This window comes from Cupriavidus necator, from assembly GCF_013141915.1.
Taxonomy (GTDB): domain Bacteria; phylum Pseudomonadota; class Gammaproteobacteria; order Burkholderiales; family Burkholderiaceae; genus Cupriavidus; species Cupriavidus necator_B.
Window position 1 is genome coordinate 314,833 of record NZ_SROX01000003.1, and the last position, 26,416, is coordinate 341,248.

22 protein-coding genes and 1 pseudogene are annotated in these 26,416 nt (G+C 63.4%); 17 read left to right on the forward strand and 6 right to left on the reverse strand.

What is annotated here, in order from left to right; genetic code table 11:
- Positions 1–3: 3 nt before the first annotated feature.
- From E5S69_RS09310 to pntB, 8 genes are all read left to right on the forward strand, one after another.
- Positions 4–771 carry a glucose 1-dehydrogenase gene (locus tag E5S69_RS09310; RefSeq protein ID WP_058697515.1) on the forward strand — a complete coding sequence of 256 codons (768 nt, stop codon included), beginning with the start codon at positions 4–6 and terminating at the stop codon, positions 769–771.
- An 18-nt stretch (positions 772–789) separates the two neighbouring features.
- Entirely contained in the window at positions 790–1,590 is an 801-nt protein-coding gene (badI, locus tag E5S69_RS09315; protein ID WP_058697516.1) for a 2-ketocyclohexanecarboxyl-CoA hydrolase, read from the forward strand.
- Positions 1,587–2,360: an enoyl-CoA hydratase/isomerase family protein gene (locus E5S69_RS09320; protein WP_058697517.1), complete on the forward strand. Its 774-nt coding sequence runs from the start codon at positions 1,587–1,589 to the stop codon at positions 2,358–2,360. Before badI ends, E5S69_RS09320 begins: the two co-directional genes overlap by 4 nt.
- An 80-nt stretch (positions 2,361–2,440) precedes the next feature.
- Entirely contained in the window at positions 2,441–3,316 is an 876-nt protein-coding gene (locus tag E5S69_RS09325; RefSeq protein ID WP_058697518.1) for a DMT family transporter, read from the forward strand.
- 29 nt (positions 3,317–3,345) lie between these two features.
- Positions 3,346–4,140 (forward strand): enoyl-CoA hydratase-related protein, encoded by a 795-nt coding sequence (locus E5S69_RS09330; RefSeq protein WP_058697519.1) that lies wholly within the window; start codon positions 3,346–3,348, stop codon positions 4,138–4,140.
- Between the two features lie 147 nt (positions 4,141–4,287).
- Positions 4,288–6,081 carry an acyl-CoA dehydrogenase gene (locus tag E5S69_RS09335; protein ID WP_058697520.1) on the forward strand — a complete coding sequence of 598 codons (1,794 nt, stop codon included), beginning with the start codon at positions 4,288–4,290 and terminating at the stop codon, positions 6,079–6,081.
- Between the two features lie 434 nt (positions 6,082–6,515).
- Positions 6,516–8,138, forward strand: a complete 1,623-nt coding sequence (locus E5S69_RS09340; protein WP_058697521.1) for a Re/Si-specific NAD(P)(+) transhydrogenase subunit alpha — start codon at positions 6,516–6,518, stop codon at positions 8,136–8,138.
- A gap of 24 nt (positions 8,139–8,162) precedes the next feature.
- On the forward strand, positions 8,163–9,620 hold the full coding sequence (pntB, locus tag E5S69_RS09345; protein WP_058697522.1) for a Re/Si-specific NAD(P)(+) transhydrogenase subunit beta: 1,458 nt from the start codon (positions 8,163–8,165) through the stop codon (positions 9,618–9,620).
- Between the two features lie 118 nt (positions 9,621–9,738).
- Here pntB and E5S69_RS09350 read toward each other — a convergent pair whose 3' ends face one another.
- Positions 9,739–10,638, reverse strand: a complete 900-nt coding sequence (locus E5S69_RS09350; protein ID WP_058697523.1) for a helix-turn-helix domain-containing protein — start codon at positions 10,636–10,638, stop codon at positions 9,739–9,741.
- A 687-nt stretch (positions 10,639–11,325) separates the two neighbouring features.
- Between E5S69_RS09350 and E5S69_RS09355 the strand changes: the two genes are divergently transcribed.
- The 3 genes from E5S69_RS09355 (at position 11,326) to E5S69_RS09365 (ending at position 15,969) form a co-directional block, all read left to right on the forward strand.
- Positions 11,326–12,564 carry a PLP-dependent aminotransferase family protein gene (locus E5S69_RS09355; protein ID WP_058697524.1) on the forward strand — a complete coding sequence of 413 codons (1,239 nt, stop codon included), beginning with the start codon at positions 11,326–11,328 and terminating at the stop codon, positions 12,562–12,564.
- A gap of 236 nt (positions 12,565–12,800) precedes the next feature.
- Entirely contained in the window at positions 12,801–13,919 is a 1,119-nt protein-coding gene (locus tag E5S69_RS09360) for a branched-chain amino acid ABC transporter substrate-binding protein (protein ID WP_058697525.1), read from the forward strand.
- Between the two features lie 388 nt (positions 13,920–14,307).
- On the forward strand, positions 14,308–15,969 hold the full coding sequence (locus E5S69_RS09365) for a thiamine pyrophosphate-binding protein (protein WP_143010699.1): 1,662 nt from the start codon (positions 14,308–14,310) through the stop codon (positions 15,967–15,969).
- Between the two features lie 297 nt (positions 15,970–16,266).
- Here the strand turns inward: E5S69_RS09365 and E5S69_RS32785 are convergent, their stop codons facing one another.
- Entirely contained in the window at positions 16,267–16,686 is a 420-nt protein-coding gene (locus E5S69_RS32785; protein ID WP_412459398.1) for a tripartite tricarboxylate transporter substrate-binding protein, read from the reverse strand.
- Between E5S69_RS32785 and E5S69_RS09375 the strand changes: the two are divergent.
- The 6 genes and pseudogenes from E5S69_RS09375 to E5S69_RS09400 all read left to right on the forward strand — a co-directional run.
- Positions 16,680–16,860: pseudogene (locus tag E5S69_RS09375) on the forward strand (electron transfer flavoprotein-ubiquinone oxidoreductase); the annotation flags it as partial. The gene E5S69_RS32785 and the pseudogene E5S69_RS09375 sit on opposite strands and share 7 nt — an antisense overlap.
- Positions 16,861–17,148: 288 nt before the next feature.
- Positions 17,149–18,348 carry an ABC transporter substrate-binding protein gene (locus tag E5S69_RS09380; protein WP_058697528.1) on the forward strand — a complete coding sequence of 400 codons (1,200 nt, stop codon included), beginning with the start codon at positions 17,149–17,151 and terminating at the stop codon, positions 18,346–18,348.
- Between the two features lie 136 nt (positions 18,349–18,484).
- The gene (locus E5S69_RS09385) at positions 18,485–19,255 is read left to right on the forward strand and encodes an ABC transporter ATP-binding protein (protein WP_058697529.1); all 771 of its coding nucleotides are present in this window, start codon (positions 18,485–18,487) and stop codon (positions 19,253–19,255) included.
- A 13-nt stretch (positions 19,256–19,268) separates the two neighbouring features.
- Positions 19,269–19,994 (forward strand): ABC transporter ATP-binding protein, encoded by a 726-nt coding sequence (locus E5S69_RS09390; protein WP_058697530.1) that lies wholly within the window; start codon positions 19,269–19,271, stop codon positions 19,992–19,994.
- A gap of 14 nt (positions 19,995–20,008) precedes the next feature.
- Positions 20,009–20,896 carry a branched-chain amino acid ABC transporter permease gene (locus tag E5S69_RS09395; protein WP_058697531.1) on the forward strand — a complete coding sequence of 296 codons (888 nt, stop codon included), beginning with the start codon at positions 20,009–20,011 and terminating at the stop codon, positions 20,894–20,896.
- A complete protein-coding gene (locus tag E5S69_RS09400) occupies positions 20,896–21,930 on the forward strand; it encodes a branched-chain amino acid ABC transporter permease (RefSeq protein WP_081050223.1) in 1,035 nt (344 codons plus the stop codon). The genes E5S69_RS09395 and E5S69_RS09400 overlap by 1 nt, the downstream gene beginning before the upstream one ends.
- 82 nt (positions 21,931–22,012) lie before the next feature.
- Here the strand turns inward: E5S69_RS09400 and E5S69_RS09405 are convergent, their stop codons facing one another.
- From E5S69_RS09405 to E5S69_RS09420, 4 genes are all read right to left on the reverse strand, one after another.
- The gene (locus E5S69_RS09405) at positions 22,013–22,645 is read right to left on the reverse strand and encodes a hypothetical protein (RefSeq protein WP_143010700.1); all 633 of its coding nucleotides are present in this window, start codon (positions 22,643–22,645) and stop codon (positions 22,013–22,015) included.
- Complete coding sequence (locus tag E5S69_RS09410; RefSeq protein WP_058697533.1) at positions 22,642–24,186, reverse strand: 3-hydroxyacyl-CoA dehydrogenase; 1,545 nt, start codon at positions 24,184–24,186, stop codon at positions 22,642–22,644. The genes E5S69_RS09405 and E5S69_RS09410 overlap by 4 nt, the downstream gene beginning before the upstream one ends.
- 111 nt (positions 24,187–24,297) lie before the next feature.
- Positions 24,298–25,287: an NADPH:quinone oxidoreductase family protein gene (locus E5S69_RS09415; protein ID WP_058697534.1), complete on the reverse strand. Its 990-nt coding sequence runs from the start codon at positions 25,285–25,287 to the stop codon at positions 24,298–24,300.
- 12 nt (positions 25,288–25,299) lie between these two features.
- Entirely contained in the window at positions 25,300–26,412 is a 1,113-nt protein-coding gene (locus tag E5S69_RS09420; protein WP_058697669.1) for a CaiB/BaiF CoA transferase family protein, read from the reverse strand.
- Positions 26,413–26,416 lie beyond the last annotated feature (4 nt).

The window sequence follows — 26,416 nt, forward strand, 5'->3', positions numbered from 1 at the left end:
CCTATGCGTGGACTCAAAGACAAAGTCGCCATCATCACTGGCGCAGCCGGCGGCATCGGGCGCAGCCTGGTGCAACGCTTCCTGGAAGAGGGCGCGCGCGTTGCCGCCCTGGATCTGAACCAGGCCGGCCTCGATGAACTCAAGGGCCAGTTCCAGCAGTACGCGGGTCAACTGGCCACGGTTCAGCTGGACATCACGGATCACGATGCGGTTGCCAAGGCCGTGCAGAGGATCCATGCCGACCTCAAGCAGATCGACATCCTGGTCAACAACGCTGGCTGGGACGTGGCCATGCAGTTCGTCGAGACCACTCCCGATCTGTGGGACAAGCTGATCGCGATCAACCTCAAGGGGCCGCTGAGCCTGCAGCACGCCGTGGTTCCTCTCATGGTGGAGGCTGGTGGCGGCAAGATCGTCAACATCGCCTCCGATGCGGGCCGCGTCGGCTCGTCGGGAGAATCGGTCTACGCTGCTTGCAAGGGCGGCATCATCGCCTTCAGCAAGACGCTGGCACGCGAGACCGCGCGCAACAACGTGCGCGTCAACGTGGTGTGTCCCGGTCCGACCGACACCGCGCTGCTGCAGTCCTTCACGGGTGGCGGTGAGTTCGGCCAGAAGATCTACGACGGCCTGAAGCGTGCCATCCCCCTCAAACGCCTCGGCCAGCCCGAGGACATTCCCGGCGCCGTGGCGTTCCTCTCGAGTGACGATGCCAACTTCATCACCGGCCAGGTCATGTCGGTGTCCGGTGGCCTGACCATGCACGGCTAACCCCATCAGGAGACGAACATGAGCGACTACACCGACATTCTCTACGAAGAAAAGGGCGGCGTTGCCCGCATCACGATCAACCGCCCCGAGAAGTACAACGCCTTCCGTGGCAAGACCTGCGATGAGCTGATCGACGCGCTGCACCGCGCCGGCTGGAACAAGGCTGTTGGCGTCATCGTGCTGACCGGCGTGGGCGACAAGGCGTTCTGCACCGGCGGCGACCAGTCCGCGCATGACGGTGGTTACGACGGCCGTGGTCTGGTCGGCCTGCCGGTCGAGGAGCTGCAGGGCTTGATCCGCGAGGTGCCAAAGCCCGTGATCGCCCGCGTCAACGGCTATGCGATCGGCGGCGGCAACGTGCTGGTGACCTGCTGTGATCTGGCGATTGCTTCCGAGACGGCGCAGTTCGGCCAGGTCGGCCCCAAGGTCGGCTCGGTGGATCCCGGCTTCGGCACGGCGTTCCTGGCCCGCGTGGTCGGTGAGAAGAAGGCCCGTGAGATCTGGTACCTGTGCCGTCGCTACAAGGCGCAGGATGCGCTGGCCATGGGCCTGGTCAATGCCGTGGTGCCCGCCGACCAGCTCGATGCCGAAGTGCAGAAGTGGTGCGATGAAATCCTGGCGCTGAGCCCCACGGCTATCGCCATCGCCAAGCGCTCCTTCAATGCCGACTCGGATTCGATCCGCGGTATCGGCGGCCTGGGCATGCAGGCGCTGGCGCTGTACTACGGCACCGAGGAGTCGCACGAGGGCGTCAAGGCCTTCATGGAAAAGCGCAAGCCCCGCTTCCGTCCCCAGCCTGACGAAGGCAGCCAGGCATGAGTGCCGAACTGACCTACCGTGAGGATGTCGCGGTACTGACGCTGAACCGTCCGAAGGCATTGAATGCCTTGAACGCCGAAATGGTGGGCGAGATCGCGGAGCGCCTTGACGAGGTTGCTGTGTCGAAGGCTCGGGCGCTGCTCATCGTTGGCGCAGGCGGTGGCAAGGCCTTTTGCGCCGGCGCCGACGTGGGCGAACTGCAGGGCAAGAATGCCGACCAGCAGCGCAAAACCGCACGGCGTGGTCAGTTGGTGTTTGCCAAGCTGGACAGGCTGCGCATCCCCTCGGTCGCCGTTATTACCGGGGTGGCGTTCGGGGGCGGGCTCGAACTGGCGATGGCCTGCACCTTTCGCATCGCGACGCCCACGTCGCGCCTCGGGCTCCCCGAAATCAAGCTGGGCCTGATTCCCGGCTACGGAGGCACGCAGCGTCTGCCCCGCTTGGTTGGCGTTGGGCGAGCCGTCGAGCTGATTGCCAGCGGCCGTGCGATCGATGCCCAGGAAGCTGAACGCATCGGTCTCATCCATCGCATCGTCGAAGCCGAAGACCCGGTCGATGCGGGAGCCGCTTACCTGAAAAGCCTCGGAGAGCCGTTTCCGGCATCGCTGGGCCATGCACTCGAGGCCATCCGGCATTCGCAGTCCATGCGCCTGGAGGATGGGCTGCAGGAGGAGGCAGAGTGCTTCTCGGCGGCGACCCAGACCTGGGATGCCGATGAAGGCGTCACCGCCTTCCTGGGCAAGCGCAAGCCTCAGTTCGCCGGACATTGAGCGCGTCGCCTTCAGACCAGGAGTCCCTTATTTCCAGCGACCTTCATCTCCCGGAGCCGGTGCATGCGGCGGCGAGTCCGATGCTGGTGCGCTCGATGCCCTTTGTGTTTGTGGTCATCTGGGCCACGGGCTTTGTGGTTGCCCGATACGGCATGCCGCATGCACCGCCGATGAAATTCCTGGCGGCGCGCTATGCCTTGTCGGTCGGCTGCTTTGGCGTCTGGGCGCTTGCCGCGCGGGCGACCTGGCCGCAGGGCGCGCGGGGTTGGCTGCACCTGAGCGTCACCGGGATGCTGATGCACGCCATCTACCTTGGCGGCGTCTGGAGCGCGGTGAAGCTGGGGATGGGCGCGGGTCTGACTGCACTGCTCGTCGGGTTGCAGCCGGTTCTGACAGCGATCTGGCTCTCCCGCCGAGGCGGCCGAGTGACAGGGGCGCAATGGGTTGGCCTTTTTCTCGGACTGCTGGGCTTGCTGCTGGTGGTGTGGGCGAAGCTGGGCTTCGGAGAGGTCGGCCCTGCCAGCTTGGGTGGTGCGCTGCTGGCCCTGCTGGGCATCACGGCGGGAACGCTTTACCAAAAGCGGTTCGTGACGCCCTGCGATGTCCGCACTGCCAGCTTCATCCAACTGCTGGCGGCGTTTGCGGTCACCACGCCCCTGGCGTTGCTGGAAACGGAGCCGATGCAGTGGGTCGATGCCGCAGGAGGACTGAATTCCGAATTGGCAGGGGCCATGGCCTGGTCGGTGCTGGGGCTGACGTTGGGGGGCAGTTCTCTGCTGTACCTGCTGATCCAGCGTGGCGCCGCAACCTCCGTCACCAGTCTTTTCTACCTCGTGCCTCCGACCACAGCGGTGATGGCGTGGATGCTTTTTGGTGAGCCGATCACGGGCCTGACGGTCGCCGGTACGGTGGCCACTGCAATCGGCGTGGGAATCGTCGTGCGTAAGCAGAACTAAGTTCGATCACTTCCCGAAGGAGAAGGACCATGACATTCAAGAACATTCTGTTCACGGTCGAAAGCGGTGTGGCTCGCATCGTCCTGAACCGGCCGGAAAAACTCAACAGCCTCGACGCGGCGACCATGGTTGAGATCCATGAGGCCATGTCCCGCATTGAAGCCGATCGCCAGTTGCGGGTTCTGGTGCTCGGCGGGGCGGGGCGCGCCTTCTGCGCGGGACAGGATCTCGCCGATCCCGCCATGCAGGCCGTCGATGGCAAGTTGCCGGACATCGGCAATCTCGTGGAGCGGTATTTCAAGCCGCTGGTGATGCGCTTGCAGAACCTGCATGTCCCCACGGTCGCGGCGGTTCAAGGGTTGGCTGCCGGAGGCGGTGCCTCCATTGCCCTGGCCTGCGATCTGGTGGTCGCAGCGCAATCCGCGTATTTCCTGCAGGCCTTCTCCAGGATCGGGCTGACGCCGGATACCGGGAGTACGTGGTTCCTCACGCGATCCGTTGGCACTGTGCGTGCGCTCGGTCTGGCAATGCTCGCCGAGAAGCTGCCGGCCACCAAGGCGGCCGAATGGGGACTCATCTGGCAGGTGGTCGACGACTCGGAATTCGCAAGCGCCATCGACGCTCTGGCAGCACGGATCGCCCGGATGCCGACGAAGGCGCTGGTACGCACTCGGCAACTGATGCATGCGGCCACCGGCCATACCTTGGAGCAGCAACTGTTCATGGAGGCCAGCTTCATTCGCGAAATGGGATGGAGTGCCGACTATCGCGAAGGCTTGCAGGCATTTACAGAAAAGCGGGCTCCGAACTTCACCGGCGAGTGACCGGCATGTTGTCGCAGCCAGTCCCTGCCAATGTCTCAGGCGCTGGCTCTGCCGGAACCAGGCACCCAACCCAGTTGGGGAGACGAACAAGAAATTTTTCCACCTGTTTGCATTGATGGACGCAAACGCTTCGCCATAGGAGGCCCTATGAGTCACTACACACCACCCATGCAGGACATGCAGTTCGTGCTGAATGAACTGGCGGACCTGCACGAAATTGCGGCGCTGCCCGGCTATGGCGAGGCCACTCCAGATGTCGCTCGAGCCGTGCTGGAAGAGGCTGGGGTTTTTGCCTCCGAGGTCATCGCGCCTCTGAATCATTCGGGCGACGTCGAAGGTGTTCGCCTGGAAGACGGCCTCCCGCGCATGCCTGCCGGATGGGCGCAGGCCTATGCGCGCTTTGTCGAAGCTGGCTGGCCGGCACTGGCCGCCCCCGAAGAACTGGGCGGACAGAACCTTCCCGGTGTGCTGGCCGCTGCGGTCGAAGAAATGTGGAACAGCGGGAGCGTGGCGTTCGGCCTGCTGAGCCTGCTGTCACGGGGGGCGGTGAACGTATTGCGGCACGCGGGCTCGCCCGAACTGCAGCAGCGGTACTTGCCGCGCATGATCAGCGGCGAATGGACCGGCACGATGGTGCTAACCGAGCCCCAGGCAGGCTCCGACCTGTCCGCTGTGCGTACCCGCGCTACCCGCGCAGCCGATGGCGCTTATCGGCTGCACGGCACCAAGATCTTCATCACCTATGGGGACCATGATCTCGTCCCTAACGTGGTGCATCTGGTGCTTGCCAGGGTCGAAGGCGCCCCGGCCGGAACCAAGGGGATCTCGCTGTTCGCGGTGCCCAAGGTCCTGGTCAACGACGATGGTTCGCTGGGCGAGCACAACGACGTCCGGGCGGTGTCGATCGAGCGCAAGCTTGGCCTGCACGCCACGCCCACTTGCGTCATGGCCTTTGGCGATGGGGCGGGAGCGGTGGCCCATCTGGTCGGCGAGGAGAACCGCGGGCTGGAATACATGTTCATCATGATGAACTCGGCGCGTTTCGCCGTGGGTCTGGAGGGCATCGGCTTGGCCGAACGCGCGTACCAGAAAGCCAGGGATTATGCACGGGAGCGGGTTCAAGGTGTGGAGCAGGGCGGCGAGACTGGCGCCAAGGTTCCGATCATCCGCCACCCTGATGTGCGCCGCATGCTGTTGAGCATGAAATCCCGGATCGAGGCCATGCGCGCGCTGGCGGCGGTGATGGCGGGAAGCATGGACCAGGCGGCGCTCAATCCGGATGCGGAAGTCCGGGATGCCCACCAGGCTTTCGTCGAACTGATGATGCCTATCGCCAAGGGATGGTTCACGGAAACCGGGCTGGATGTTGCCTCCATGGGCATCCAGGTTCACGGCGGCGTGGGCTTTATTGAGGAAACCGGGGCGGCCCAGTATCTGCGCGACGCTCGCATCACGACGATCTATGAAGGTACCACGGGCATCCAGGCGATGGATCTGGTTGGACGCAAGATCGGTCGCGATGGCGGACACGCGATCGGCGCGGTGATCGTGCGCATGCGGCAGGTGCAGGCCGACCTGGCATCCCACGCGCATGCCGAACTGCGCGCTATCGGGGCTCAGCTGAACAAGGGCATCGGCGATCTCGAGGCGGCAGTCGAATCGCTCGTGAAGTCGTGGGCAGGCGGCCCCAAGCCTGCTCTGGCGGGATCTGGGCCGTTCCTGGAGCTCTTGGGTATCGTGGCGGGTGGGTGGCAGATGGGTCGCGCCGCATTGGCTGCGAACCGGCTCCTTGAATCGGATCCAGGTTCGGAATTTTTGAGCAGCAAGATACTGAGTTGCCGCTTCTACGTTGACCACGTTCTTTCCAAGTCGGCGGGGCTGCGTCATACCATCGTTTCTGGCGCTGGCGCCACGCTGGCGTTCCCTGAAGCGGCGTTTTGAAGAGGCGACGACTTGCAATGCCATTGCGCGAACACAGTTAGTGTTTTGTGCTGTAAATGCGCGAGCGTTGTGATCGCGTGGTCGAGTGGCCTGACTCTACGGGAAGCCTTGGCAAGGCTTCCGGCGAGGAAGGTCGTATGCGAAAACCACGCTGCCTATTTTTCACGCTGCTGTAGGTGTTAGTTCCGAATACTCGTCCGTGCACCGTGGCGATTTGGGTCGGCGGATCTTCATGAAAGAGAAGGTATTACGGGGTAGTGTCTTCAAACGTTCCTTCGAGGGCTGGTGCGGCGCCATATCTCAGTCGGCTCCTGGCTTCTTTGGGGCCGCTTGCCGTTGCAAGCGGTCACTCGGCGAGGTTTCGCTCGGATCCCCAGCCCAACGGGCATAGGGCCATACCAGAAGGATTACCAAATATCAGGAGAGGATCTTTCATGCAGACAGACCCAAGCTTGGCAGCGCAGCGCAGTGACACCCAGCGCATCGGCGTCCCCCGCGAAACTTTCCCCGGCGAAAAACGTGTAGCCACCGTGCCCGACGTGGTGGAAAAACTCATCAAGCTGGGCTTTTCGGTCGCCATCGAATCGGGCGCGGGCGAGGCCGCCAACTTCAGCGACGAAGCCTATCGCGCCGCCGGGGCCGAAGTGCTGCCGGATGCCGCGGCGCTGTGGGCCGCCTCGGACATTGTCTTCAAGGTGCGCCCGCCCTGCCCCGAGGAAGTGGGCCTGATGCGCCAAGGCGGCACACTGATCGACTTCATCTGGCCGGCGCAGAACCCCGAGCTGATGCAGCAGCTCGCCGCCAGGAAGGCCACGGTCCTCGCCATCGACTGCCTGCCGCGCACACTTTCGCGCGCCCAGAAGATGGATGCGCTGACCTCTACGGCTGGCGTCTCCGGTTACCGCGCCGTCATCGAGGCGGCCCATGCCTTCGGCCGCTACTTCAATGGCCAGATCACGGCGGCGGGCAAAGTACCGCCTGCCAAGGTGTTCATCGCCGGTGCCGGCGTGGCGGGCCTCGCCGCCATCGGCACGGCGGCCAATCTGGGCGCCATCGTGCGGGCCAACGACACGCGTGCCGAGGTGGCCGACCAGGTCAAGTCGCTGGGCGGCGAGTTCGTCAAGGTGGACTACGAGGAAGACGGCTCCGGCGGCGGCGGCTACGCCAAGGTCATGAGCGAAGGCTTCCAGGCCGCGCAGCGCCAGATGTACGCCCAGCAGGCCCAGGACGCGGACATCATCATCACCACCGCGCTGATCCCCGGCAAGCCCGCACCCAAGCTCATCACCGCCGAGATGGTGCAGAGCATGAACCCCGGCAGCGTGATCGTGGATATGGCCGCCGAGCAGGGCGGCAACTGCGAACTCACGGTGCCCGGCGAGGCCGTGGTGCGCCATGGCGTGACCATCATCGGCTACACGGACCTCGCGTCGCGCTTGGCCAAGCAATCGTCCACGCTGTACGCCACCAACCTGCTGCGCCTGACCGAGGAACTGTGCAAGGCCAAGGACGGCGTGGCCGTGGTCAACATGGAGGACGACGCGATCCGCGGCCTGACCCTCATCAAGGATGGCGCTATCACCTGGCCGGCCCCGCCGCTCAAGGCTGCGCCCGTGCCGGCGCCCAAGGCGGCGGCGGTCCCCGTCGCCGAGAAGAAGAACGGCCACGGCCATGGCGCCGGCGCGCCCATGTCCGCCAAGGCGCTGACCCTCATCTTCTGCGTGGCGGCCGTGCTGTTCTGGTGTATCGGCGCCTATGCGCCCGCGGCCTTCCTGAGCCACTTCACGGTGTTCGCGCTGGCCTGCTTCATCGGCTACATGGTGGTGTGGAACGTCACGCCCGCGCTGCACACGCCGTTGATGAGCGTGACCAACGCCATCTCCAGCATCATCGCCATCGGCGCGCTGGTGCAGATCGCGCCGCCCGACGGCGTGGGCGGCGGGCGGCCGGACGAGCTGATCCGCTGGCTGGCCTTTGCTGCGCTGGTGCTCACGGCCGTCAACATGTTCGGCGGCTTTGCCGTCACGCGCCGCATGCTGGCCATGTTTCGCAAATAACCAGAACGACGAGGAGAACGGAACATGTCCCACAGCTTGTCGACGGTGGCCTACCTGGGCGCCGCCATACTTTTCATCCTGAGCCTGGGCGGGCTCTCGAACCCCGAAACCTCGCGCCGCGGCAACCTGCTGGGCATGGTCGGCATGGCGCTGGCCGTGCTGGCCACGGTGTTCGGCCCGCGTGTGAGCTCGGGCGGCATTGCCTGGATCGTCATCGCGCTGGTCATCGGCGGCGGCATCGGCTTCTACGCCGCGAAGATCGTAAAGATGACCCAGATGCCCGAACTGGTCGCGCTCATGCACAGCCTGGTGGGCCTGGCGGCCTGCCTGGTGGGTTTTGCCAGCTATGTCGATACCTCGGTGCAGTTCAGCGGCGCCGAGAAGGCCATCCATGAGGTGGAGATCTACGTCGGCATCCTGATCGGCGCCGTCACCTTCTCGGGCTCGCTGATCGCCTTCGGCAAGCTCAACGGCAAGATCGGCGGCAAGCCACTGCTGCTGCCCGCGCGCCACTGGCTCAACCTCGTTGCGCTGCTGGTGGTGATCTGGTTCGGCAAGCAGTTCCTGGGCACCCACGAAAGCGGCGCCGGCATGACGGCCCTGGTCGTGATGACCGTGATCGCGTTGCTATTCGGTGTGCACATGGTGATGGCCATCGGCGGCGCTGACATGCCGGTGGTGGTGTCCATGCTCAACAGCTACTCGGGCTGGGCCGCGGCCGCCACCGGTTTCATGCTGAACAACGACCTGCTGATCGTCACAGGCGCGCTGGTGGGCTCGTCGGGCGCGAGCCTGAGCTACATCATGTGCAACGCGATGAACCGCAACTTCATCAGCGTGATCGCCGGCGGCTTCGGCTCCGGCGCGGGCAAGTCGGCCAAGAAGGGCGAAGCCGCCTCGCCACAAGGCGAGGTCACGCCCATTAGCGCCGCCGAAACCGCCGAGATGCTGCGCGAGGCAAAGAGCGTGGTCATCGTGCCGGGCTACGGCATGGCCGTCGCGCAGGCCCAGCACACGGTCAACGAGATCACCAAGGCGCTGCGCGAGAAGGGCGTGGATGTGCGCTTCGCCATCCACCCGGTGGCCGGCCGCATGCCGGGCCACATGAACGTGCTGCTGGCCGAGGCCAAGGTGCCCTACGACATCGTGATGGAGATGGACGAGATCAACGAGGACTTCCCGGACACCGACGTGGCGATGGTCATCGGCGCCAACGACATCGTGAACCCGGCGGCGCAGGACGATCCGACCAGCCCGATCGCGGGCATGCCGGTGCTGGAGGTCTGGAAGGCCAAGCACTCGATCGTCATGAAACGCTCCATGGCTTCGGGATACGCCGGCGTGGATAACCCGCTGTTCTACAAGGAGAACAACCGAATGCTGTTCGGCGACGCCAAGAAGATGCTGGACGAAGGGCTGGCCGCGCTCAAAGGAGGCCGAATGCAGAAGTCGGCTCCTTGGATTGATCCATCGGCTGGATAGGCTCGTATTTGATCCGAATGGAGACCTCGTCCTTGAGCTGTTCGATGACGGCGCGTTGGGGCGGGTGAATTCCCGCGGACGCCATAGACTTCCTCCCGCCCGGGCGCCAACTCGGAATTCAATCCCCCAGGCCCCTGAGTCTCACCTCCTGGACGCGTCGCCACGCACCGGGGGTCATGCCTGCTTCCCCTTTGAAGGCTCTCGTGAAATGGCTCTGCGAAGCGTAGCCACAGGCCAGGGCGATTTGCGCGAGCTCCAACTTGCCGTCGTGAAGAAGAGACTTTGCCCGATCGACACGCCGCTTTGCGACATAAGCGTGGGGGGGCAATCCCACGCTTGCACGGAACATCTTTGCAAAGTGAAAGGTGCTGAGCTTGGCTCGGCAAGCCAACTCTTCGAGCTTGAGGGCAGAGCTCAGATTCGCTTCGATGTACTCGATAATGTTTCTCTGGACAGCGGGAGCCAAGCGGCCTTTTATGACCTCTGTTGTTGCTCGGTTGGTGTGGTGGCGCAGCAGGCGATGAAGAAGCAAATGGCAGGCTGATTCGAGCGCCATTCGATCGGCGAGATCGGACCAGTCGAGGGGAAGGACGGCTCCTCTCACGATCATTGCGAGCGCCGGGTCATCAACGAACGTGAGATCCTGCAGATCGATCCGGCGCGGGGTGATGTCGAATGCTGCATGGGCCTGGTAGGCGAGAACAGCCGGATCGATGTAGAGATGGAACATTCGAATCGGTCCCCCGACGTGCCACCGGCTTGCATGTCCCGCAGGCATCAAACAAAACTTGTCGGGACCTCCTCCAAGCAGTTGCCTGTCCGCACGGACGATCTTGTCTCCACCGTCAAGATACACGCTCAGCGTATGGTGATCCGGCTGGTCGTAGTTCGCCCAACCTTCAGCGTCCCGCCACTCCCATTCCGCAAAGGCAAGGCCGCACGCGGCCGTTCCCTTGCGCCAAAGACGAGCGCTGGTCTGAGAAAGGACCTCGCTCACATGGATCGCGGAAGTCTCCATTTTTTTCACCCCTAGTTTACTCGGGCATCGCACGGTTGAGCCCATCCATCGGGAGTCTGTAAAGGCATTTTGATACATCGGTGCGTTGGCTGCTCTGTCATTTACGGACTCAAGGGCGGTTTGTTGGGACGCAGGGAGGCTCACGGTCAGCCAGTCACATGCAAAAGATGTGCCGCTTCGGCCTTGCCGTTGTCGTGCATTGGCGCCCGATCTTGGCGTTGAGAAACAGTATCGTACGGGATCCCTGTCGGGCAGTCATTTCGTCGGTCGGGACTCTCAGATCTGATCTGACAGGCAACGTCGCCCGGCCCATGGTGATGCCGTATCGCAAAACAATCGGGCAGGCCATTTTGTGTGCCCTGTCAAGGCTGACATCAAGTGGCCTGAGCGATTTGGATGGGTTGTCCGGCGCCCGAAATATTCCCAAGGTGGTGCAACGGCTCCGCAAATCAGAGCAATACGGATGGTGTTAGCCAGCGGTACTGTTGTCGGTACTGTCACCCATGTGTATTCGACGCGGACAGTTCCGCTTGGATCATGCGTTTTCGAAGACAGAGAGACCCCGCTTGAAGAGGTGGCAGGATGGTTGTTGGCACCGGCCGCCCCCCGACGGTTGGGGTGAGTGTGAGTTCGTATTCGCCACGGACCCTGTCGAAGCGTCCATGGCGCCCGAGAAAGGCTTCCAGGATGACTAAACTGGCGCACCAATCCCTCGTGGTCGCTGTCAAGGGACCCCGCTACGCCGCGTGGCTGGCGACAAGGAACGACCTGACGGCTCGCTTTGTCGCCGCCGGGCGTATTCCGGGTTTGATCAATCTTGCCGGGGGATTGCCCGAGCCGACAGTTTTTCCGACTGAGGAGTTGGCCACTTACGCTCGGGAGGTGATCTTGAAGCATCCGCAGGATTGCCTCGGGTATGCTCCCACCGATGGTCTTCCGGAGCTGCGCGATGCGATTGCCACGCGCTACAGCTCGCCTGTGCTGCGGTTGCGGCGTGAAAACGTCCTGCTTACCGCCAGCGGCACCCAGAGTCTGGATCTCATTGGGAAGGTGCTGATCGAGCAGGGGGACGTCATTGCTGCCCAGTTCCCCAGCTATGTCGGCGCTATGGACGCCTGGAGGCCACGGGCACCTCGGTATCGCAATCTTGTGCTGGAAGACGACGCGTTCGACCCCCTGTCCTCCTTCGAGGGTGCGCAGTTCGTCTACTCGGTGCCGAACTTCTCCAACCCTACAGGCAGGTTGGTTGGCGTCTCGGTCCGCAATGCGATGGTCGATGCCGCCCACCGGACGGGAGTGTGGCTAGTCGAGGACGATCCCTACTGCGCCCTCCAATACGAGGGAGTGCCTTTGCCTCGGATGATCGAACTCTCGGCTGAGCGCTTGGGGAAGGGAGGGTACGAAGGTCCCATCATCCATCTGGGCAGCGTCTCGAAGGAGTTGGCGCCGGGGCTTCGTGTTGGCTGGATCATCGCAGCCCCCCAGATGATCCAGATGCTGTCCGCGGCAAAGCAAGGTGCGGATCTCTGCTCGAGCGGCCTCAATCAGCGGATTGCCCTGGCCGCCATTGACAGCGGTCTGATGGAGCGGCTGAGCCCTCGGATGGTCGAATTGTATCGGGAGCGGCGCGACGCACTCTGCGCTGCCATGGCGGAACACCTTGCCGAATGGTTTGTGTGGGAGGTGCCTGTTGGTGGAATGTTCGTGTGGGCCACCGCGCGGGATCCTTCGATGGACACTGATCGCCTTGTGTCCGTCGGCACCGAAGTCGGTGTCCTTGCAGGGCCGGGTAGCGCATTTGATCCTTGGGTGAAAAGCCGCAACGCGCTTCGACTGAACTTCACCGCCAATTCTCCTGAGCGGCTCGCCGAAGGGGTGCGCCGTCTGGCCCAGGCAGTTCGAAAACTGAAGTCTGCGGGCGTGTGACCTCAAGCCCGGACAGTGTCCGCAACAAGAGCCACTAGGAGAACATCAATGGCTCAAGTAGTCAGCATCCACACCCCTGGTGGTCGCGCGCTAGAACGCCGCCACACGGCCGGCTGCCTCGTGCTGATGCTCTGACCTGAGCGCGTGCCTTCGCTTCAGGGTACACCTTGGAAGCGGCGCAATGAAAGCCGCACACCAGTCGAGCACCCTTGACTTTTTCAACCCAGGAGACATCCATGAAATCCACAAAGAACCTTCGCTCGATCGGGACGGCAGTTGTGTTGACCTTCCTTGGCCTGTCGGCACAGGCCCAGACGGTCAAAATTGCCATTGCCGGCCCCATGAACGGTCCCATGGCCCAGAACGGCGACATGATCAAAGCCGGAGCCCTGACCGCTATCGAACTGATCAATGCCGCTGGCGGAGCCGGTGGGAACAAGCTCGAACCTGTCATCATGGACGATGCCTGCGAACCGAAGCAGGCCGTAGCAGTGGCGAACAAGATCGTGAGCCAGGGCATCAAGTTCGTCATCGGACATGTCTGCTCCGGCTCGACTATCCCGACTTCCGAGATCTACGAGAACGAAGGCGTTGTGATGGTGACTCCGACTGCCACTGCGCCGCAAATCACCGAGGGCAAGAAGCGCAAGCTCATCTTCCGCACCATCGGCCGTGACGACCAGCAGGCGCCTGTCGCCGCCCAGTACATCATCGCCAAGGTCAAGCCCAAGAAGGTGGCCGTGCTGCACGACAAGCAGTCCTATGGTCAGGGCATTGCTGCTGCGGTGAAAAAAGAGCTGGATGCTGCCAAGGTACCGGTGGTTCTGTTCGAGGGCCTCAATGCAGGTGATACCGACTACTCGGCCATCATCACCAAGCTCAAGTCGCAGGGTGTGGACTTCGTCTACTTCGGCGGCTACCACCCCGAAATGGGGCTGCTGCTGCGCCAGGCGCGGGAGCAGAGCGTGAAGGCAACCTTCATGGGACCGGAGGGCGTGGGCAACAAGGATGTGACATCGATTGGCGGAGCGGCCTCCGAGGGTATGCTGGTGACGCTGCCGGCCAATTTCTCGGCCGATCCGGCCAATGCTGCGCTTGTCAAGGCCTTTGCCGACAAGAAGCGTGACGTCAATGGTCCGTTCCAGATGTCCGCATACGCGGGCGTGAAGATCATCGCCGATGCGATCAGTGAAACCAAGAGCACCGATCCCGCCAAGGTTGCGGCCTTCATGCACCAGAAGACCTTCCAGACCCCGATCGGCAAGGTCGAATACGATGCCCAGGGCGACCTGAAGTCGTTCCAGTTCGTGGTCTTCACCTGGCATAAGGATGCCACGAAGACAGCTGTCAACTGAGCCAGCGCCTTTGCCGAAACGCCCCGCTACTCATTCGGCGAGCGGGGCGTTTGGTATCGAGCATGCGGGATGGGGGCTTGATCAAGAGCCTCATGGATCGGGCGCACGCGCTCGCACCGGAAGCGCGAGCATCGATCAGCTCGGGCCGTGTGCTGATGACCTGAAGCGGCAGCGACACGCATGGCGACTTCATGTCCGCGACATGGACAGGTTGTGTTCACGGAATACACTGCCTCGCACGCCATAGGCTGGGATGCAAAGAGTGTCCAACAGATTCACCGTGGTCATCGCGTGGCACACGCAAGTTGCTGTACCAAGCATTCGATACTGAAACCCACGGCCTTCTGGCCCAGGCAGCAGTGTGTGGCAATCGTTGGAGGTAGATAAATTGACTCAGAAACTCGTGCCCGTGTATGAGGCATTGGCTCAGGACATCAAGACGATGGGCGTGGAGGTCGCGTTCGGCTTGATTAGCGACGATACGGCACTCTTCGTCGCAACCCTGGACTCCATAGGCATTCAGTTCCATGGCAGCCGACATGAGAACACCGCGATCGCCATGGCCGACGGTTATGCGGCTGCCACCGGCAAGCTGGGCGTCGCGGTGCTGGGACGGGGCCCCGCCGCCGCGAACTCCATGCACGCGGCCACCTATGCGCAACGCAGCCGTTCGGGGGTGTTGATGATCTTCGGTGACGCGGCGCTTCGGCCGCCCGCTCACAGCTGTGGCCCCGACCTGAAGGCCTTCGACGCCGTGGGCGCGCTGCGTTCAGCCGGACTCGAGCCCTTCGTCGCGAGGGACGCCCATAGCGCCCGCCAGGTGCTCGCGCAGGCGGTCAGTGCCGCCCATGCCGGCGCGGCGGCACTGCTGCTGCCAACCGACGTACAGCGGGCCAGCGTCGACCTCTCGGCCACCACCCCGACGCTCGCGCCGCCCCCGACCATAATCAGGCGTCCTCCGCGCAAGACGGCGCTCGCGGCCGCGTCCACACTGCTGGCCGCGAGCAAGCGCCCCCTGATCATCGCTGGCTGGGGGGCCTACGAGGCCGGAGCGCGAGAAGACCTGATCGCCCTGGCCGAACACCTGGGGGCGGCACTCAGCACGACGCTCAAGGCCAAGGATCTATTCCAAGGCCACCCGATGGACTGCGGGCTGGTGGGCTCCTATTCCCATGCCGGCGGACGCCGGCTGATCGAGCAGGCGGACTGCATTCTTGCGTTCGGCGCCGGTCTGAACGGCCGGACCACCTCCATGGGAACGGCTATACCGACCGAGGTGCCCGTGATTCACGTCGACAGCACCCGCGCCAACATCGGACGCTGGCTGGATGCCGACGTGGCCATGGTGGCCGATGCAAAGCTCGCGGCCCAGGCGCTGCTTGAGTCGGTTCCCGCTCGCCGCCCGGAGATCAAGGAATTCCACGGCGAGTCCTACCGGAGCTGGCTCGACAGCTTCACGCTGGACAAGGACTTCACGCCGCAGCACACCCCCCGAACCGTCGATGCACGCGCGGCCGCGCTCGCGCTGGACAACATCCTGCCGCGCAACCGTAACGTCGTGTACGACGCCGGCAATTTCCTGCAGGCGTTGCCCTACTTGAGCGTTCCCGATCCACGCAGCATCCGCCAGGCCACAGACTTCGCCTCGATCGGCCTGGGCATCGGCGCGGCACTGGGTTACGCGCGCGGCGAACCCGATGCCACCACTGTACTAGTGATCGGTGACGGTGGCCTGCTGATGACGCTCGGTGAGCTGGAGACCGTGGTTCGGGAAGATATTCCGCTCGTCGTGATCCTGATGAACGACTGTGCCTATGGCGCGGAAGTCCACTTCCTCAAGCTGCAGAACATGCCGACCGCAAAGACGGTTTTCCTGGATATCGACTTTGCGCCGATTGCCGAGGCCTTGGGCTTCCAGACGGCCACCATTCGCAGCATGCAGGACCTGGAACAGGCAGCGCCGATGCTCAGGAACCCCGAGGGGCCTGTGCTCCTCGACGTCAAGATCAACGGGGCGATTCCCGTGGGTTGGCTCTTCGATGACAAATAGGTCGGCGCCACGCCGCCGGACCTTCTTCCTGTGGCGGCAGGTCTGCGCGTTCGTTTTCCGCGTCGGGCGGGCTGCAGCCTCCGACGGTGCCCCTGCGCGCCGGGAACCCATCGGCCGCCGGCAAGTGGGCGGCGCATCACAAAGAAGCTCAGATGTAGATACTAGCTGAGCAGAGCGATTCACTGAGCGATACAGCCTTTTCCGGCCGTCAGGCGATGCAACTGCGATGTAGTGCCGAGCATCTTCATGCTCGAGTTAGTCAACGGAACATAGCAACCGCTTGCCAGGAGTAGACCGTCACGCCCTTGACGACGGACTCTTCCATGGTCGGCACGTCGGGCAGGATAGGCGAGCGCGCAGCTTGCCTGCCTTGATGTGCGGGACCGCTGTATTGAGATTCATGAAGGTGGCGTCGACCTGTCCGCCAGGCAGGTCGTTCTTCGCCGGGGCGCCGCCCATGTACGTATGTGGATCCCGGTTGTGCCGGTTTTCTGCCAGAACAGATCCTTTCTGCCAGAACAGATCCGCGGTGAGATGGTCGCTTGTCCCGTTTCCGGCAGATGCGGACGTCTTCGTCTCAGGGATTGGCCTTCTCGTAGGAAACGATGTTGTCCTGAATGGTCTTGAAGCGGGAGTTTGCTGGCACCGAAAGGACGTTGGGCGCCTGCACGGCAACGGTGAGGTAGGCGAAGTCCTTGAAAGGATCGTACGGCGCACTCGTCGGTTGCGACGCCGGCTTTCTGAATGCGGCGCGCCTCAAGGGCAGTCACGCCGCCATCAAGAGCGGCATGCTGTGCGCCGAGGCGGCTTCCGACGCGATCGCCGCCGGCTGCCAGTACGATGAACTCACAGGCTTCTCAGAGAGCTTCGAGGGAACCTGGCTGCACGGATCTATCAAAATTTCAAGAACTGCTTCAAGGAGAGTTCGCTGCTGTGCGCTTGCAGAAGGTTTGCATGCCGGACTTGTAGCCGATGGCCTGCCTTGGGACTGTCTTCGGTAAATACATGTTCGCAGGCACGAGTGTACTCAGCGGGGGGCGAATACACCTCCAAGGGCATATTTATGGCTAAAACGGACGTAATTGGACCTGGCACCGAAGTTGCAGATAGCGGGTATGGACGGTGAATGTGTTCGAGGAAAACGCTGTCCGTCATGATAACGAACGATTGGAGACATCCATGAATGCACCCGCACTGCGCTTCGGCGCACTCGCCGCACTGACGGCGATTTGCCAGTTGGCTTCCGCCGCGGAGCCATTCCGCATCGGCGCCTTGGTAGATATGTCCGGGGTCTATTCCGGCATCGGCGGTCCTGGCGGTATCGCAGCCGTCAAGATGGCGGTTCAGGACTTCGGCGGTAAGGTTCTGGACCGGCCCATCGAGGTGTTGGGTGCCGACTACCAGAACAAGGTCGATATTGCTTCCACCCGTGCCCGGGAGTGGTATGACCGGAACAACGTCGAAATGATCATCGAGTCCACCGACTCGGCCTCGGCGCTGGCGCTGCAGAAACTTGGCGAGAGCAAAAAGAAGATCACGATCTTCGCGGGTTCCGCCACTACGGAACTGACGGGCAAGCAGTGCTCGCCTTACGGTATTCACTACGTGTACAACACCTACGCGCTGGCAAACGGCACGGCACGCGCAATCCTGGAAGAAGGCAAGAAGGACTGGTTCTTCATCACCGCCGACTATGCATTCGGCCATTCGCTCGAGTCGAATGCCATCAATGTGGTGGAGCAGCTGGGCGGGAAGGTTGCCGGCAAGGTCCGCCATCCGCTTGCGGCATCGGACTTCGCATCGTTCCTGCTGCAGGCACAGGCGTCAAATGCGCAGGTGATTGCATTGGCCAACGCGGGACGCGATACACAGAATGCGGTTCGCCAGGCTTCGGAGTTCGGACTCGGGACTGGCAAGCAGGTGGTGGCGCCGCTGCTGATTTTCGATAGCGACCTGAAAGGCATGGGCCTGAAGGCGGCGCAGGGACTGCAGTTCACCACGGCATTCTACTGGGACTACAACGACGAGACCCGCGCTTTTGGCAAGAAGTTCTTCGCACAGACCAAGATGATGCCGACCATGGTTCAGGCCGGTATGTACTCCGCGGTGACGCACTACCTGAAGGCGGTACAGGCGGCAGGTAGCGCGGACCCCGACAAGGTCATGGCGAAGATGCGCGCGACGCCGGTCAATGACTTCTTTGCCAAGGACGGCCGCATTCTGGCAAACGGGCTGATGGCGCATGACATGTACCTGGCTGAAGCCAAGAAGCCGTCTGAGTCCAAGGGCGAATGGGACCTGCTGAAGATCCGCAAGATCATCCCCAAGGACAAGGCCTTCGAGCCACTGGAAAAGAGCGCCTGTCCGCTCAAGGGCTGACGCACTAGGGAACTTGAGGTGGCCAGGCAGCTGGCCACGCTTCTACGCACTCTCCGGGCGTCTTTCCACGGCCGCTGCGTCGCCCCGGCCGCGCGGAAGACGCTTCCTTTTTCTCCAGATTGGCTTTGCTCCTGTTATGCCGGATTTCATTCTGCAGACGCAGCGGTTGTCCAAGTCATTCAGAGGCTTTACTGCCGTCAGTGAAGTCGACCTGAATGTACGCCGCGGCTCGATCCACGCCTTGATCGGGCCGAACGGCGCGGGCAAGACCACCTGCTTCAACCTGCTGACCAAGTTCCTGGAGCCGACCGCCGGCACCATTCTGTTCAACGGCATCGACATCACGCGCGAAAAGCCAGCGCAGATTGCGCGGCGGGGCGTGATCCGCTCGTTTCAGATTTCCGCGGTGTTCCCGCACCTGACCGTACGCGAGAACGTACGCATCGGCCTGCAGCGTCAACTGGGTACTGCCTACCAGTTCTGGCGCAGCAAGCGTTCGCTCGACGTGCTAAATGCCCGCGCGATGGATTTGCTCGAACAAGTCGGGCTGACCGAGTTCGCCGAGACCATCACTGTCAACCTGCCTTACGGCCGCAAGCGTGCGCTCGAGATCGCGACCACCCTCGCGATGGAGCCGGAACTGATGCTGCTCGATGAGCCGACGCAGGGCATGGGCCATGAGGACGTGGATCGCGTGACCCAGCTGATCAAGCAGGTTTCTGCCGGCCGCACGATCCTGATGGTCGAGCACAACATGAATGTCGTGTCGTCGATTGCCGACAAGATCACCGTACTGCAACGCGGTGCGATTCTGGCCGAGGGCCCTTACGCCGAAGTCTCGAAGGATTCGCGCGTCATGGAAGCCTACATGGGTACGGCCGACGCCGAGCTGCAAGGCGCGCATTGAGGGGGAAAAAGTAATGGCAAACGACAACACCCCGGCCCTCGAGATCAGGGACCTGCATGCCTGGTACGGCGAGTCGCACATCCTGCATGGTGTGGACCTGACCGTCAATCGTGGCGAAGTGGTCACGCTGCTTGGGCGCAATGGTGCCGGGCGCACGACAACGCTGCGCGCGATCATGGGACTCACCGGTACGCGCAAGGGATCGATCAAGGTCAACGGCCACGAAACCATCGGCCTGCCGACACACAAGATCGCGCACTACGGCATTGGCTACTGTCCCGAAGAGCGGGCGATCTTCTCAAGCCTGTCCTGCGAAGAGAACCTGCTGCTGCCGCCGGAACTCAAGAGCGCCAATGCGGGAAAAGGCATGAGCAAGGCCGAGATCTACGACATGTTCCCGAACCTGATGGAGCGCAAGCAGAGCCAGGGCACGCGCCTCTCCGGCGGTGAACAGCAGATGCTTGCCGTGGGCCGGATCTTGCGTACCGGGGCGAACCTGCTCCTGCTTGACGAGATCTCGGAAGGGCTGGCGCCTGTGATTGTGCAGGCCCTGGCGCGCATGATCTTGATGCTCAAGAAGAAGGGCTACACGGTGGTAATGGTGGAGCAGAATTTCCGATTCGCCGCGCCGCTGGCCGACCGCTTCTACCTGATGGAGCACGGCGCGATCGTCGAGCGCTTTGCCGCCGACGAGCTGCAGGACAAGATGCCGGTGCTCAATGAGCTGCTCGGCGTGTAACGAGGGGAAGTGCAATGAACCTTGATTTTGGAATTCCCCTGCCGGCTTTGATGTCGCAGTTGCTGCTCGGCCTGGCGAATGGCGCGTTCTACGCAATGCTAAGCTTGGGGTTGGCGGTGATCTTTGGATTGCTCAACGTGATCAACTTCGCGCACGGTGCGCTGTTCATGCTGGGCGCTCTGCTGGCGTGGGCCGGCATGGAGTACGTCGGGCTGAGCTACTGGGCAATGCTGCTGCTGTCGCCCCTGGTCATCGGCTTGTTGGGCGTGCTGATCGAAAAGACGATGCTGCGCTGGATCTACAAGCTAGACCATATTTACGGTCTGCTGCTCACGCTGGGTATTACGCTGGTGATCGAAGGCGTGTTCCGGTCAATCTACGGCGTCTCGGGCCAGCCTTACTCCGCGCCCGAGCTGCTGCAGGGCGCTACCGACGTTGGCTTTATGCACCTGCCGAACTATCGCGCCTGGGTCGTGGTGGCTTCCATCACGGTCTGCCTGGGCACGTGGTTCGTGATCGAGAAGACCAAGCTGGGCGCCTACCTGCGTGCGGGCACCGAGAACCCCAAGGTCGTCGAGGCGTTCGGCGTCAATGTGCCGCTGATGGTCACCCTGACCTACGGCTTCGGCGTGGCACTGGCTGCGTTCGCCGGGGTGCTGGCCGCGCCGGTGATCCAGGTGTCGCCGCTGATGGGACAGAACCTGATCATCGTGGTGTTTGCAGTTGTAGTGATCGGTGGAATGGGCTCGATCCTCGGCGCCATCGTCACCGGTCTGGGCCTGGGCGTGATCGAGGGGCTGACCAAGGTGGTCTACCCGGAAGCGTCGTCAACGGTGGTCTTTGTTGTAATGGTGATTGTCCTGCTGCTTCGTCCGGCGGGGCTGTTTGGCAAGGAAAAGTGATGACCGAATTCTCTCTCCCTTCAACGGTGACCTCGGCGGCCGGTGGGGACGCGTTGGTGCGAAGCCGGGCGCCGGCATACATCTCCATCGTGCTGGTTGCACTGCTGTTGCTGGCGCCCCATCTTGGCTTCTATCCGGTCTTCGTGATGAAGATCCTGTGCTTTGCGCTGTTTGCCGCGGCATTCAACCTGCTGCTCGGCTACACCGGCTTGCTGTCGTTCGGCCATGCCGCCTTGTTCGGCGGCGCGGGCTACATAGCCGGGTATGCGATCAAGAACTGGCATGTCACGACGGAGGTCAGCCTGCTGATCGGCGTGGCAACCGCCGTAGCGATTGGATTTCTGATGGGCGTGCTGGCAATCCGCCGCCAGGGCATCTACTTCGCCATGATCACGCTCGCGCTGGCACAGATGTTCTTTTTCATTTGCCTGCAGACACCGCAAACGGGCGGCGAGGACGGCTTGCAAGGCGTTCCGCGCGGCGCGTTGTTCGGGGTGATCGACCTGTCATCGGATGTCAGCTTCTACTATGTCGTTGTCGCCGTCTTTGTCGCAGCGATGGTGCTGATTGCCCGCATAGTCAGTTCCCCGTTTGGCCAGCTCCTCCAGGCGGTCAAGGAGAACGAGAGTCGCGCCATCTCGCTGGGCTACAGTACAGACCGCTTCAAGCTGATGGCCTTCGTGCTGTCGGCCGCGCTGGCGGGACTGGCGGGAGCGATGAAAGCGCTGGTGCTTGGCTTTGCGACGCTGGCCGACGTCCATTGGACCATGTCGGGGGCAGTCATCCTGATGACGCTGGTGGGCGGGATGGGGACGTTGAGCGGGCCAGTCGCCGGTGCGCTCGTCATTGTGATCCTGGAGAACAAGCTGGGCGAGATAGGTGCCGGACTTGCCAATGTCACCGGGATCGACTGGTTCGCATCCCTTGGCGAGTCAGTGACGCTCGTGACCGGTGTCATTTTCATTCTGTGCGTTCTGTTGTTCCGGAAAGGACTGGTTGGGGCGGTCCTTGGCCGGCTTCCGTCCGGACGATGATTGCTAGAAAGACGGCCGGCAGCACGCGGTCGGCCGGCTAAGTCATCGCTACGGGGCGCCGCGGGCAGGTTGTTCGCCCTTGCTAGCGGCCATTCAGCAGACGATGCAGCAGTGAAGCGTTCACCCCGAATCGATCGAAGATCGCATCTTCGAAGCGAGCGCGATCCGGGAAGCCATAGGATCCGACCCTTGCAGCTTCCCGGTCGGCGCCGGCGAGGTCAAACAGCGCGCGCATCAGGCGCTGCGTCGCCACCAGATCGACAAAGCTCTCGCCTTCACTCAACAAGGTTCGGGACAATTGACCCGCCTGATCGATGCGGAGCTCTCGCGACGCCGATGCGAGCCGCCACGGCTTTTGCGGTGCCTGGAACACCGCCATAGCCAGGCTACTCGCAATTGGCTTGTGCGATCGCTCTTCTACCCGTATCCGCTGACCGGACCACGGCAGCTGCCGGAACGCTACGCGGGCGCGCTCTGCCAGCACAAGGTGTGGCGACTCGAGCGGGCGGATCGCGTGCCATCCACCGTCGTGGGTTGCACGCATCTGACCCGGCACGTTGAGCTCACAATCACCTTCGATGACCTCTGCAATCACGGGGAACGGGAAACGCAGCCCGCGCAGATGGACACGCGCATACGCTGGCGATTGGAGAATGAGCGAAAGGGGAGCGACCTCTGGCTGCACTGCGGTCTTTGATGGTCGGGGGGCGATCAAGCCTCGTCCGTCAGCAGCGACAGGCCCAGGCCGGCGCGGCGCCACAGCCACGGGCTCGGGCGGTAGCGCATGTCGCCGGTCAGGGCTTCCATGTTGCGCAGCGTCTCCAGCACCAGTTGCGGGCCGACGGCGTCGCCCAGGGCCAGCGGGCCCTTCGGGTAGCCCAGGCCCAGGTTCACGGCCAGGTCGATGTCCGCGGGCGAGGCAATGCGCTGCTGCGCGATATCGCTGGCGATGTTGATGATGCAGCAGAGCACGCGCTGGGCCACGAAGCCGGCCGAGTCGCGGATCACCGTGACCGGCACGCCGTCGCTCGCGAACAGGCCGTGCGCGGCGTCGCGCGCGGCGGCGCCAGTGGCCGGCGTGGTCATCAGCGTGCGGCGCTTGGTGGCCTCGAACGGCAGGAGGGTGTCGATGGCCACCGTGCGCGAGGCGTCCAGGCCCTGCTGGAGCGCGGTGGTGGTCGCGTCCAGGCCCAGCGGCGTGACGACGATCAGTGCCTCGGCGGAAGGCTGGTCGCCACTTTCAGGCGTGATACCGAGCGCGCCGAGCAGCTTCGTCACCATGGCATGGCCGCGTTCGCTGGCGCGGCTGACCCACACGCTGGCCGGACGGGCCGACGGGACCGCGGCCGCGGCCGTGGCCGGGACCTGCTTCTGGCCATCCACGTAGCGGTAGAAGCCGGCGCCGGCCTTTCGGCCGACCAGCCCGCCAACCGAGCGGATCGCCGTGATCGGCGACGGGCGGTAGCGCGGCTCCTGGTAGAACTGGTTGTAGATCGATTCCATCACCGGGTGCGACACGTCCAGCCCGGTCAGGTCCATCAGCTCGAACGGCCCCATGCGGAAGCCGGCCTGCTCGCGCATGATGTTGTCGATGTCGGCGAACTCCGCCACGCCTTCCTGCGCGACCTTGATGCCTTCGATATTCATGCCGCGGCCGGCATGGTTGACGATAAAGCCCGGCATGTCCTTGCAGCGCACCGGCGTATGGCCCATGCGGCGCGACAGCGCCATCAGCGCATCGCCCACGGCCGGGTTGCCGGACAGGCCGTCGATGACCTCGACCACCTTCATCAGCGGCACCGGGTTGAAGAAGTGGTAGCCGACCACGCGGCCCGGTTCCTTTGCGCCCACGGCGATCGCGGTGATCGACAGCGACGAGGTGTTCGAGGCGATGACCACGTCAGGACGCAGCACGGCTTCCAGCTTCGCCACGAGATCTCGCTTCACTTCGAGCTTCTCGACGATGGCTTCCACCACCATGTCGCAGCCGGCCAGGTCTTCCAGCGCGCCGCACGGCTTCACGCGGCCCAGCGTGGCCTGGGCGTCAGCCGCCGAGATCTTGCCCTTTTCGGCCAGCTTGCCGAGCGTATCCTGCAGGTACTTGCGTGCCGCTTCCACCGCTTGCGGGTTGGCGTCGTACAGGTTGACGGTCAGGCCTGCCTGCGCGGCGATCTGGGCGATGCCGCGGCCCATGGCGCCGGTGCCGACGATGCCCAGTGTCTGGATAGCGGTGATCGAAGGAGAGGTTGTGTTCATGATGTCCGGATCGCAGGAGATGGTGGGCGACGCCGCAAAGCACTGCAGCCGTGAGGAGGAACCCACGGCTGCAGACGGGCATGGCATTCGCCCAGGGTTGTTCGGTAAGCCTCAGTTCAGCGTCAGCACGTACTTGCCGGACACCTGCCCGGAGGCGAGCTGCGCCAGCGCTTCACCGGCACGGGAAAGGGGCAGGGCACCGGCGATCTTCGGCCTGAGCGCACCTTGCTGATACAGCTTGAAGATCTCTTGCTGTACGGCCAGCACCTTTTCCGGCTGGCGATCGCGATAGTCGCTCCACTGCAGGCCACTGACGCCAATGTTCTTGAGCAGCAGATAGTTGGCCTTGATCTCGGGGATGCGGCCGGCCGCGAAGCCAATGACCACCGCGCGGCCGCACCATGCGATCGCACGCAGTGCGGCATCGAAGACATCGCCGCCCAGGGTGTCAAGCACCACATCGGCGCCATGGCCCGAGGTGGCATTGCGCACCTGCTCGCGCAGCGATTCGCGCAGGTCAGGGGCGGAAAGATCGATCACTGCGTCGGCTCCCAGTTCCCGTGCCGCCTGCGCGTGCTCGGCACCGCTGACGCCGGCCAGCGCGATGCCGCCGAGACCCTTGACGATCTGGATGGCCGCCGAGCCGACGCCGCCGGCAGCCCCGGTGACAAGCACAGTCTCGCCGGCACGGAATCCGCCACGTTCCACCAGGGCGAAGTAGGCGGTCTGATATGCCAGCCCCATCGCGGCAGCGTCTTCGAACGGCATGGCATCGGGGATGCGGAAGCATGAATCGGCAGGCACGCTGACGAGCTCGGCGAACGCGCCATATTCCAGTTGCGCCACCACGCGATCGCCAGGTTGGACATGGGTGACATTGGCACCGACGGCGCGTACCACGCCGGCGGCATCCTTGCCCGGTGCGAACGGGCGTTGCGGCAGGATCTGATACTTGCCCTGCACCACCAGCACGTCGGGATAGTTGACCGCGGCGGCTCGGACTTCGACGAGCACGTCGCCGTCGCCAACCTGCGGGTCGGGAAGGTCGCCGATGGTGACGGCGTCTGGTGCATTGAATTCCTGGATGACGATGGCTTTCATGTCGGCTGGACCTCAGCGATTCAGAAGTTGGTTGTGTGCTCCCAGGGCCGGGGACGCGGCGGAGCGATCCTGGCTGCGAAAGGCGGCATCGATGGGCACCGGCAATGCCGGCATGCTCCCGTTCGCCGCAGTGGTAGCGGTGCGGTCAAACAGGCCGCGTTCCCGGAAATGCGGATCGTGCCGGGCTTCTTCCAGACTGACCACACGGCTGGTGCAGACGTCTTGCCCGGCGAAGCGGTCTTCCCAATAGGCAACCGGGTGCCGGGAAATGGCCGCCGCAACGGCACCGATGGCCTGGTCCGGTGACATCCGCGCCAGCGCGTCCGCATCCAGCCCGACCAGTGCGACGAAGTTGTCCCAGAACTTGTCTTCCAGTGGCGCGGCCGCCAGGAAGGCACCATCGGCGGTACGGTAGATCTGGTAGCGCGGCGTGCCTCCCGTGACCAGCTCCGACGCCGGTGCGGGCCACGATCCCAGCGCGCCGTTGCCAAGCCCCCAGTACTGGAACGTAAAGAGGTTGTCGGCCATGGCCACATCCAGGTGAACGCCCCTGCCGGTCTGGTCGCGCTGACGCAAGGCGAGCAGGATATTGATCATGGCCGGATAGGTGCCGCCAGCAATGTCGGCAATGAGGGCAGGCGGCAGGACCGGCGCACCATCGTTGCCGGCAGTCAGCGACAGCGTGCCGGATGCCGCCACATAGTTCAGGTCATGCGCGGCTTCTGATGCGCGCGGGCCGTACTGTCCGAAGCCGGTGATCGAGCAGTAGACCAGCCGTGGGTTGATTTCCGAAAGCGCTGCATAGCCGAGGCCCAGACGATCCATGACGCCGGGACGGAACTGCTCGATCAGGACATCGGCATCGCGGATCAACGGCGTCAACTGGCTCAGCGTCTCAGGCGCCTTCAGGTCGATCGCGACAGATTGCTTGCCGCGGTTGAGCAGCACGAAATTCGCGCTGTCGTCATCGACCTTCGGCTCATACGCGCGCATTTCGTCGCCACGGCCGGGGCGCTCGAACTTGATGACTTCGGCTCCCGCCTCGGCCAGCAGCAGCGAGCACAGCGGTCCGGGCAGGAGGGTGCTGAAATCCAGCACCTTCACACCGGTCAGGGGTTGGCTCATGGCA

Coding starts and splice junctions, on each gene's coding strand:
- E5S69_RS09310 (WP_058697515.1), top strand. CDS start 4: ATGCGTGGACTCAAAGACAAAGTCGCCATCATCACTGGCGCAGCCGGC.
- badI (WP_058697516.1), top strand. CDS start 790: ATGAGCGACTACACCGACATTCTCTACGAAGAAAAGGGCGGCGTTGCC.
- E5S69_RS09320 (WP_058697517.1), top strand. CDS start 1,587: ATGAGTGCCGAACTGACCTACCGTGAGGATGTCGCGGTACTGACGCTG.
- E5S69_RS09325 (WP_058697518.1), top strand. CDS start 2,441: ATGCTGGTGCGCTCGATGCCCTTTGTGTTTGTGGTCATCTGGGCCACG.
- E5S69_RS09330 (WP_058697519.1), top strand. CDS start 3,346: ATGACATTCAAGAACATTCTGTTCACGGTCGAAAGCGGTGTGGCTCGC.
- E5S69_RS09335 (WP_058697520.1), top strand. CDS start 4,288: ATGAGTCACTACACACCACCCATGCAGGACATGCAGTTCGTGCTGAAT.
- E5S69_RS09340 (WP_058697521.1), top strand. CDS start 6,516: ATGCAGACAGACCCAAGCTTGGCAGCGCAGCGCAGTGACACCCAGCGC.
- pntB (WP_058697522.1), top strand. CDS start 8,163: ATGTCCCACAGCTTGTCGACGGTGGCCTACCTGGGCGCCGCCATACTT.
- E5S69_RS09350 (WP_058697523.1), bottom strand. CDS start 10,638: ATGGAGACTTCCGCGATCCATGTGAGCGAGGTCCTTTCTCAGACCAGC.
- E5S69_RS09355 (WP_058697524.1), top strand. CDS start 11,326: ATGACTAAACTGGCGCACCAATCCCTCGTGGTCGCTGTCAAGGGACCC.
- E5S69_RS09360 (WP_058697525.1), top strand. CDS start 12,801: ATGAAATCCACAAAGAACCTTCGCTCGATCGGGACGGCAGTTGTGTTG.
- E5S69_RS09380 (WP_058697528.1), top strand. CDS start 17,149: ATGAATGCACCCGCACTGCGCTTCGGCGCACTCGCCGCACTGACGGCG.
- E5S69_RS09385 (WP_058697529.1), top strand. CDS start 18,485: ATGCCGGATTTCATTCTGCAGACGCAGCGGTTGTCCAAGTCATTCAGA.
- E5S69_RS09390 (WP_058697530.1), top strand. CDS start 19,269: ATGGCAAACGACAACACCCCGGCCCTCGAGATCAGGGACCTGCATGCC.
- E5S69_RS09395 (WP_058697531.1), top strand. CDS start 20,009: ATGAACCTTGATTTTGGAATTCCCCTGCCGGCTTTGATGTCGCAGTTG.
- E5S69_RS09400 (WP_081050223.1), top strand. CDS start 20,896: ATGACCGAATTCTCTCTCCCTTCAACGGTGACCTCGGCGGCCGGTGGG.
- E5S69_RS09410 (WP_058697533.1), bottom strand. CDS start 24,186: ATGAACACAACCTCTCCTTCGATCACCGCTATCCAGACACTGGGCATC.
- E5S69_RS09415 (WP_058697534.1), bottom strand. CDS start 25,287: ATGAAAGCCATCGTCATCCAGGAATTCAATGCACCAGACGCCGTCACC.
- E5S69_RS09420 (WP_058697669.1), bottom strand. CDS start 26,412: ATGAGCCAACCCCTGACCGGTGTGAAGGTGCTGGATTTCAGCACCCTC.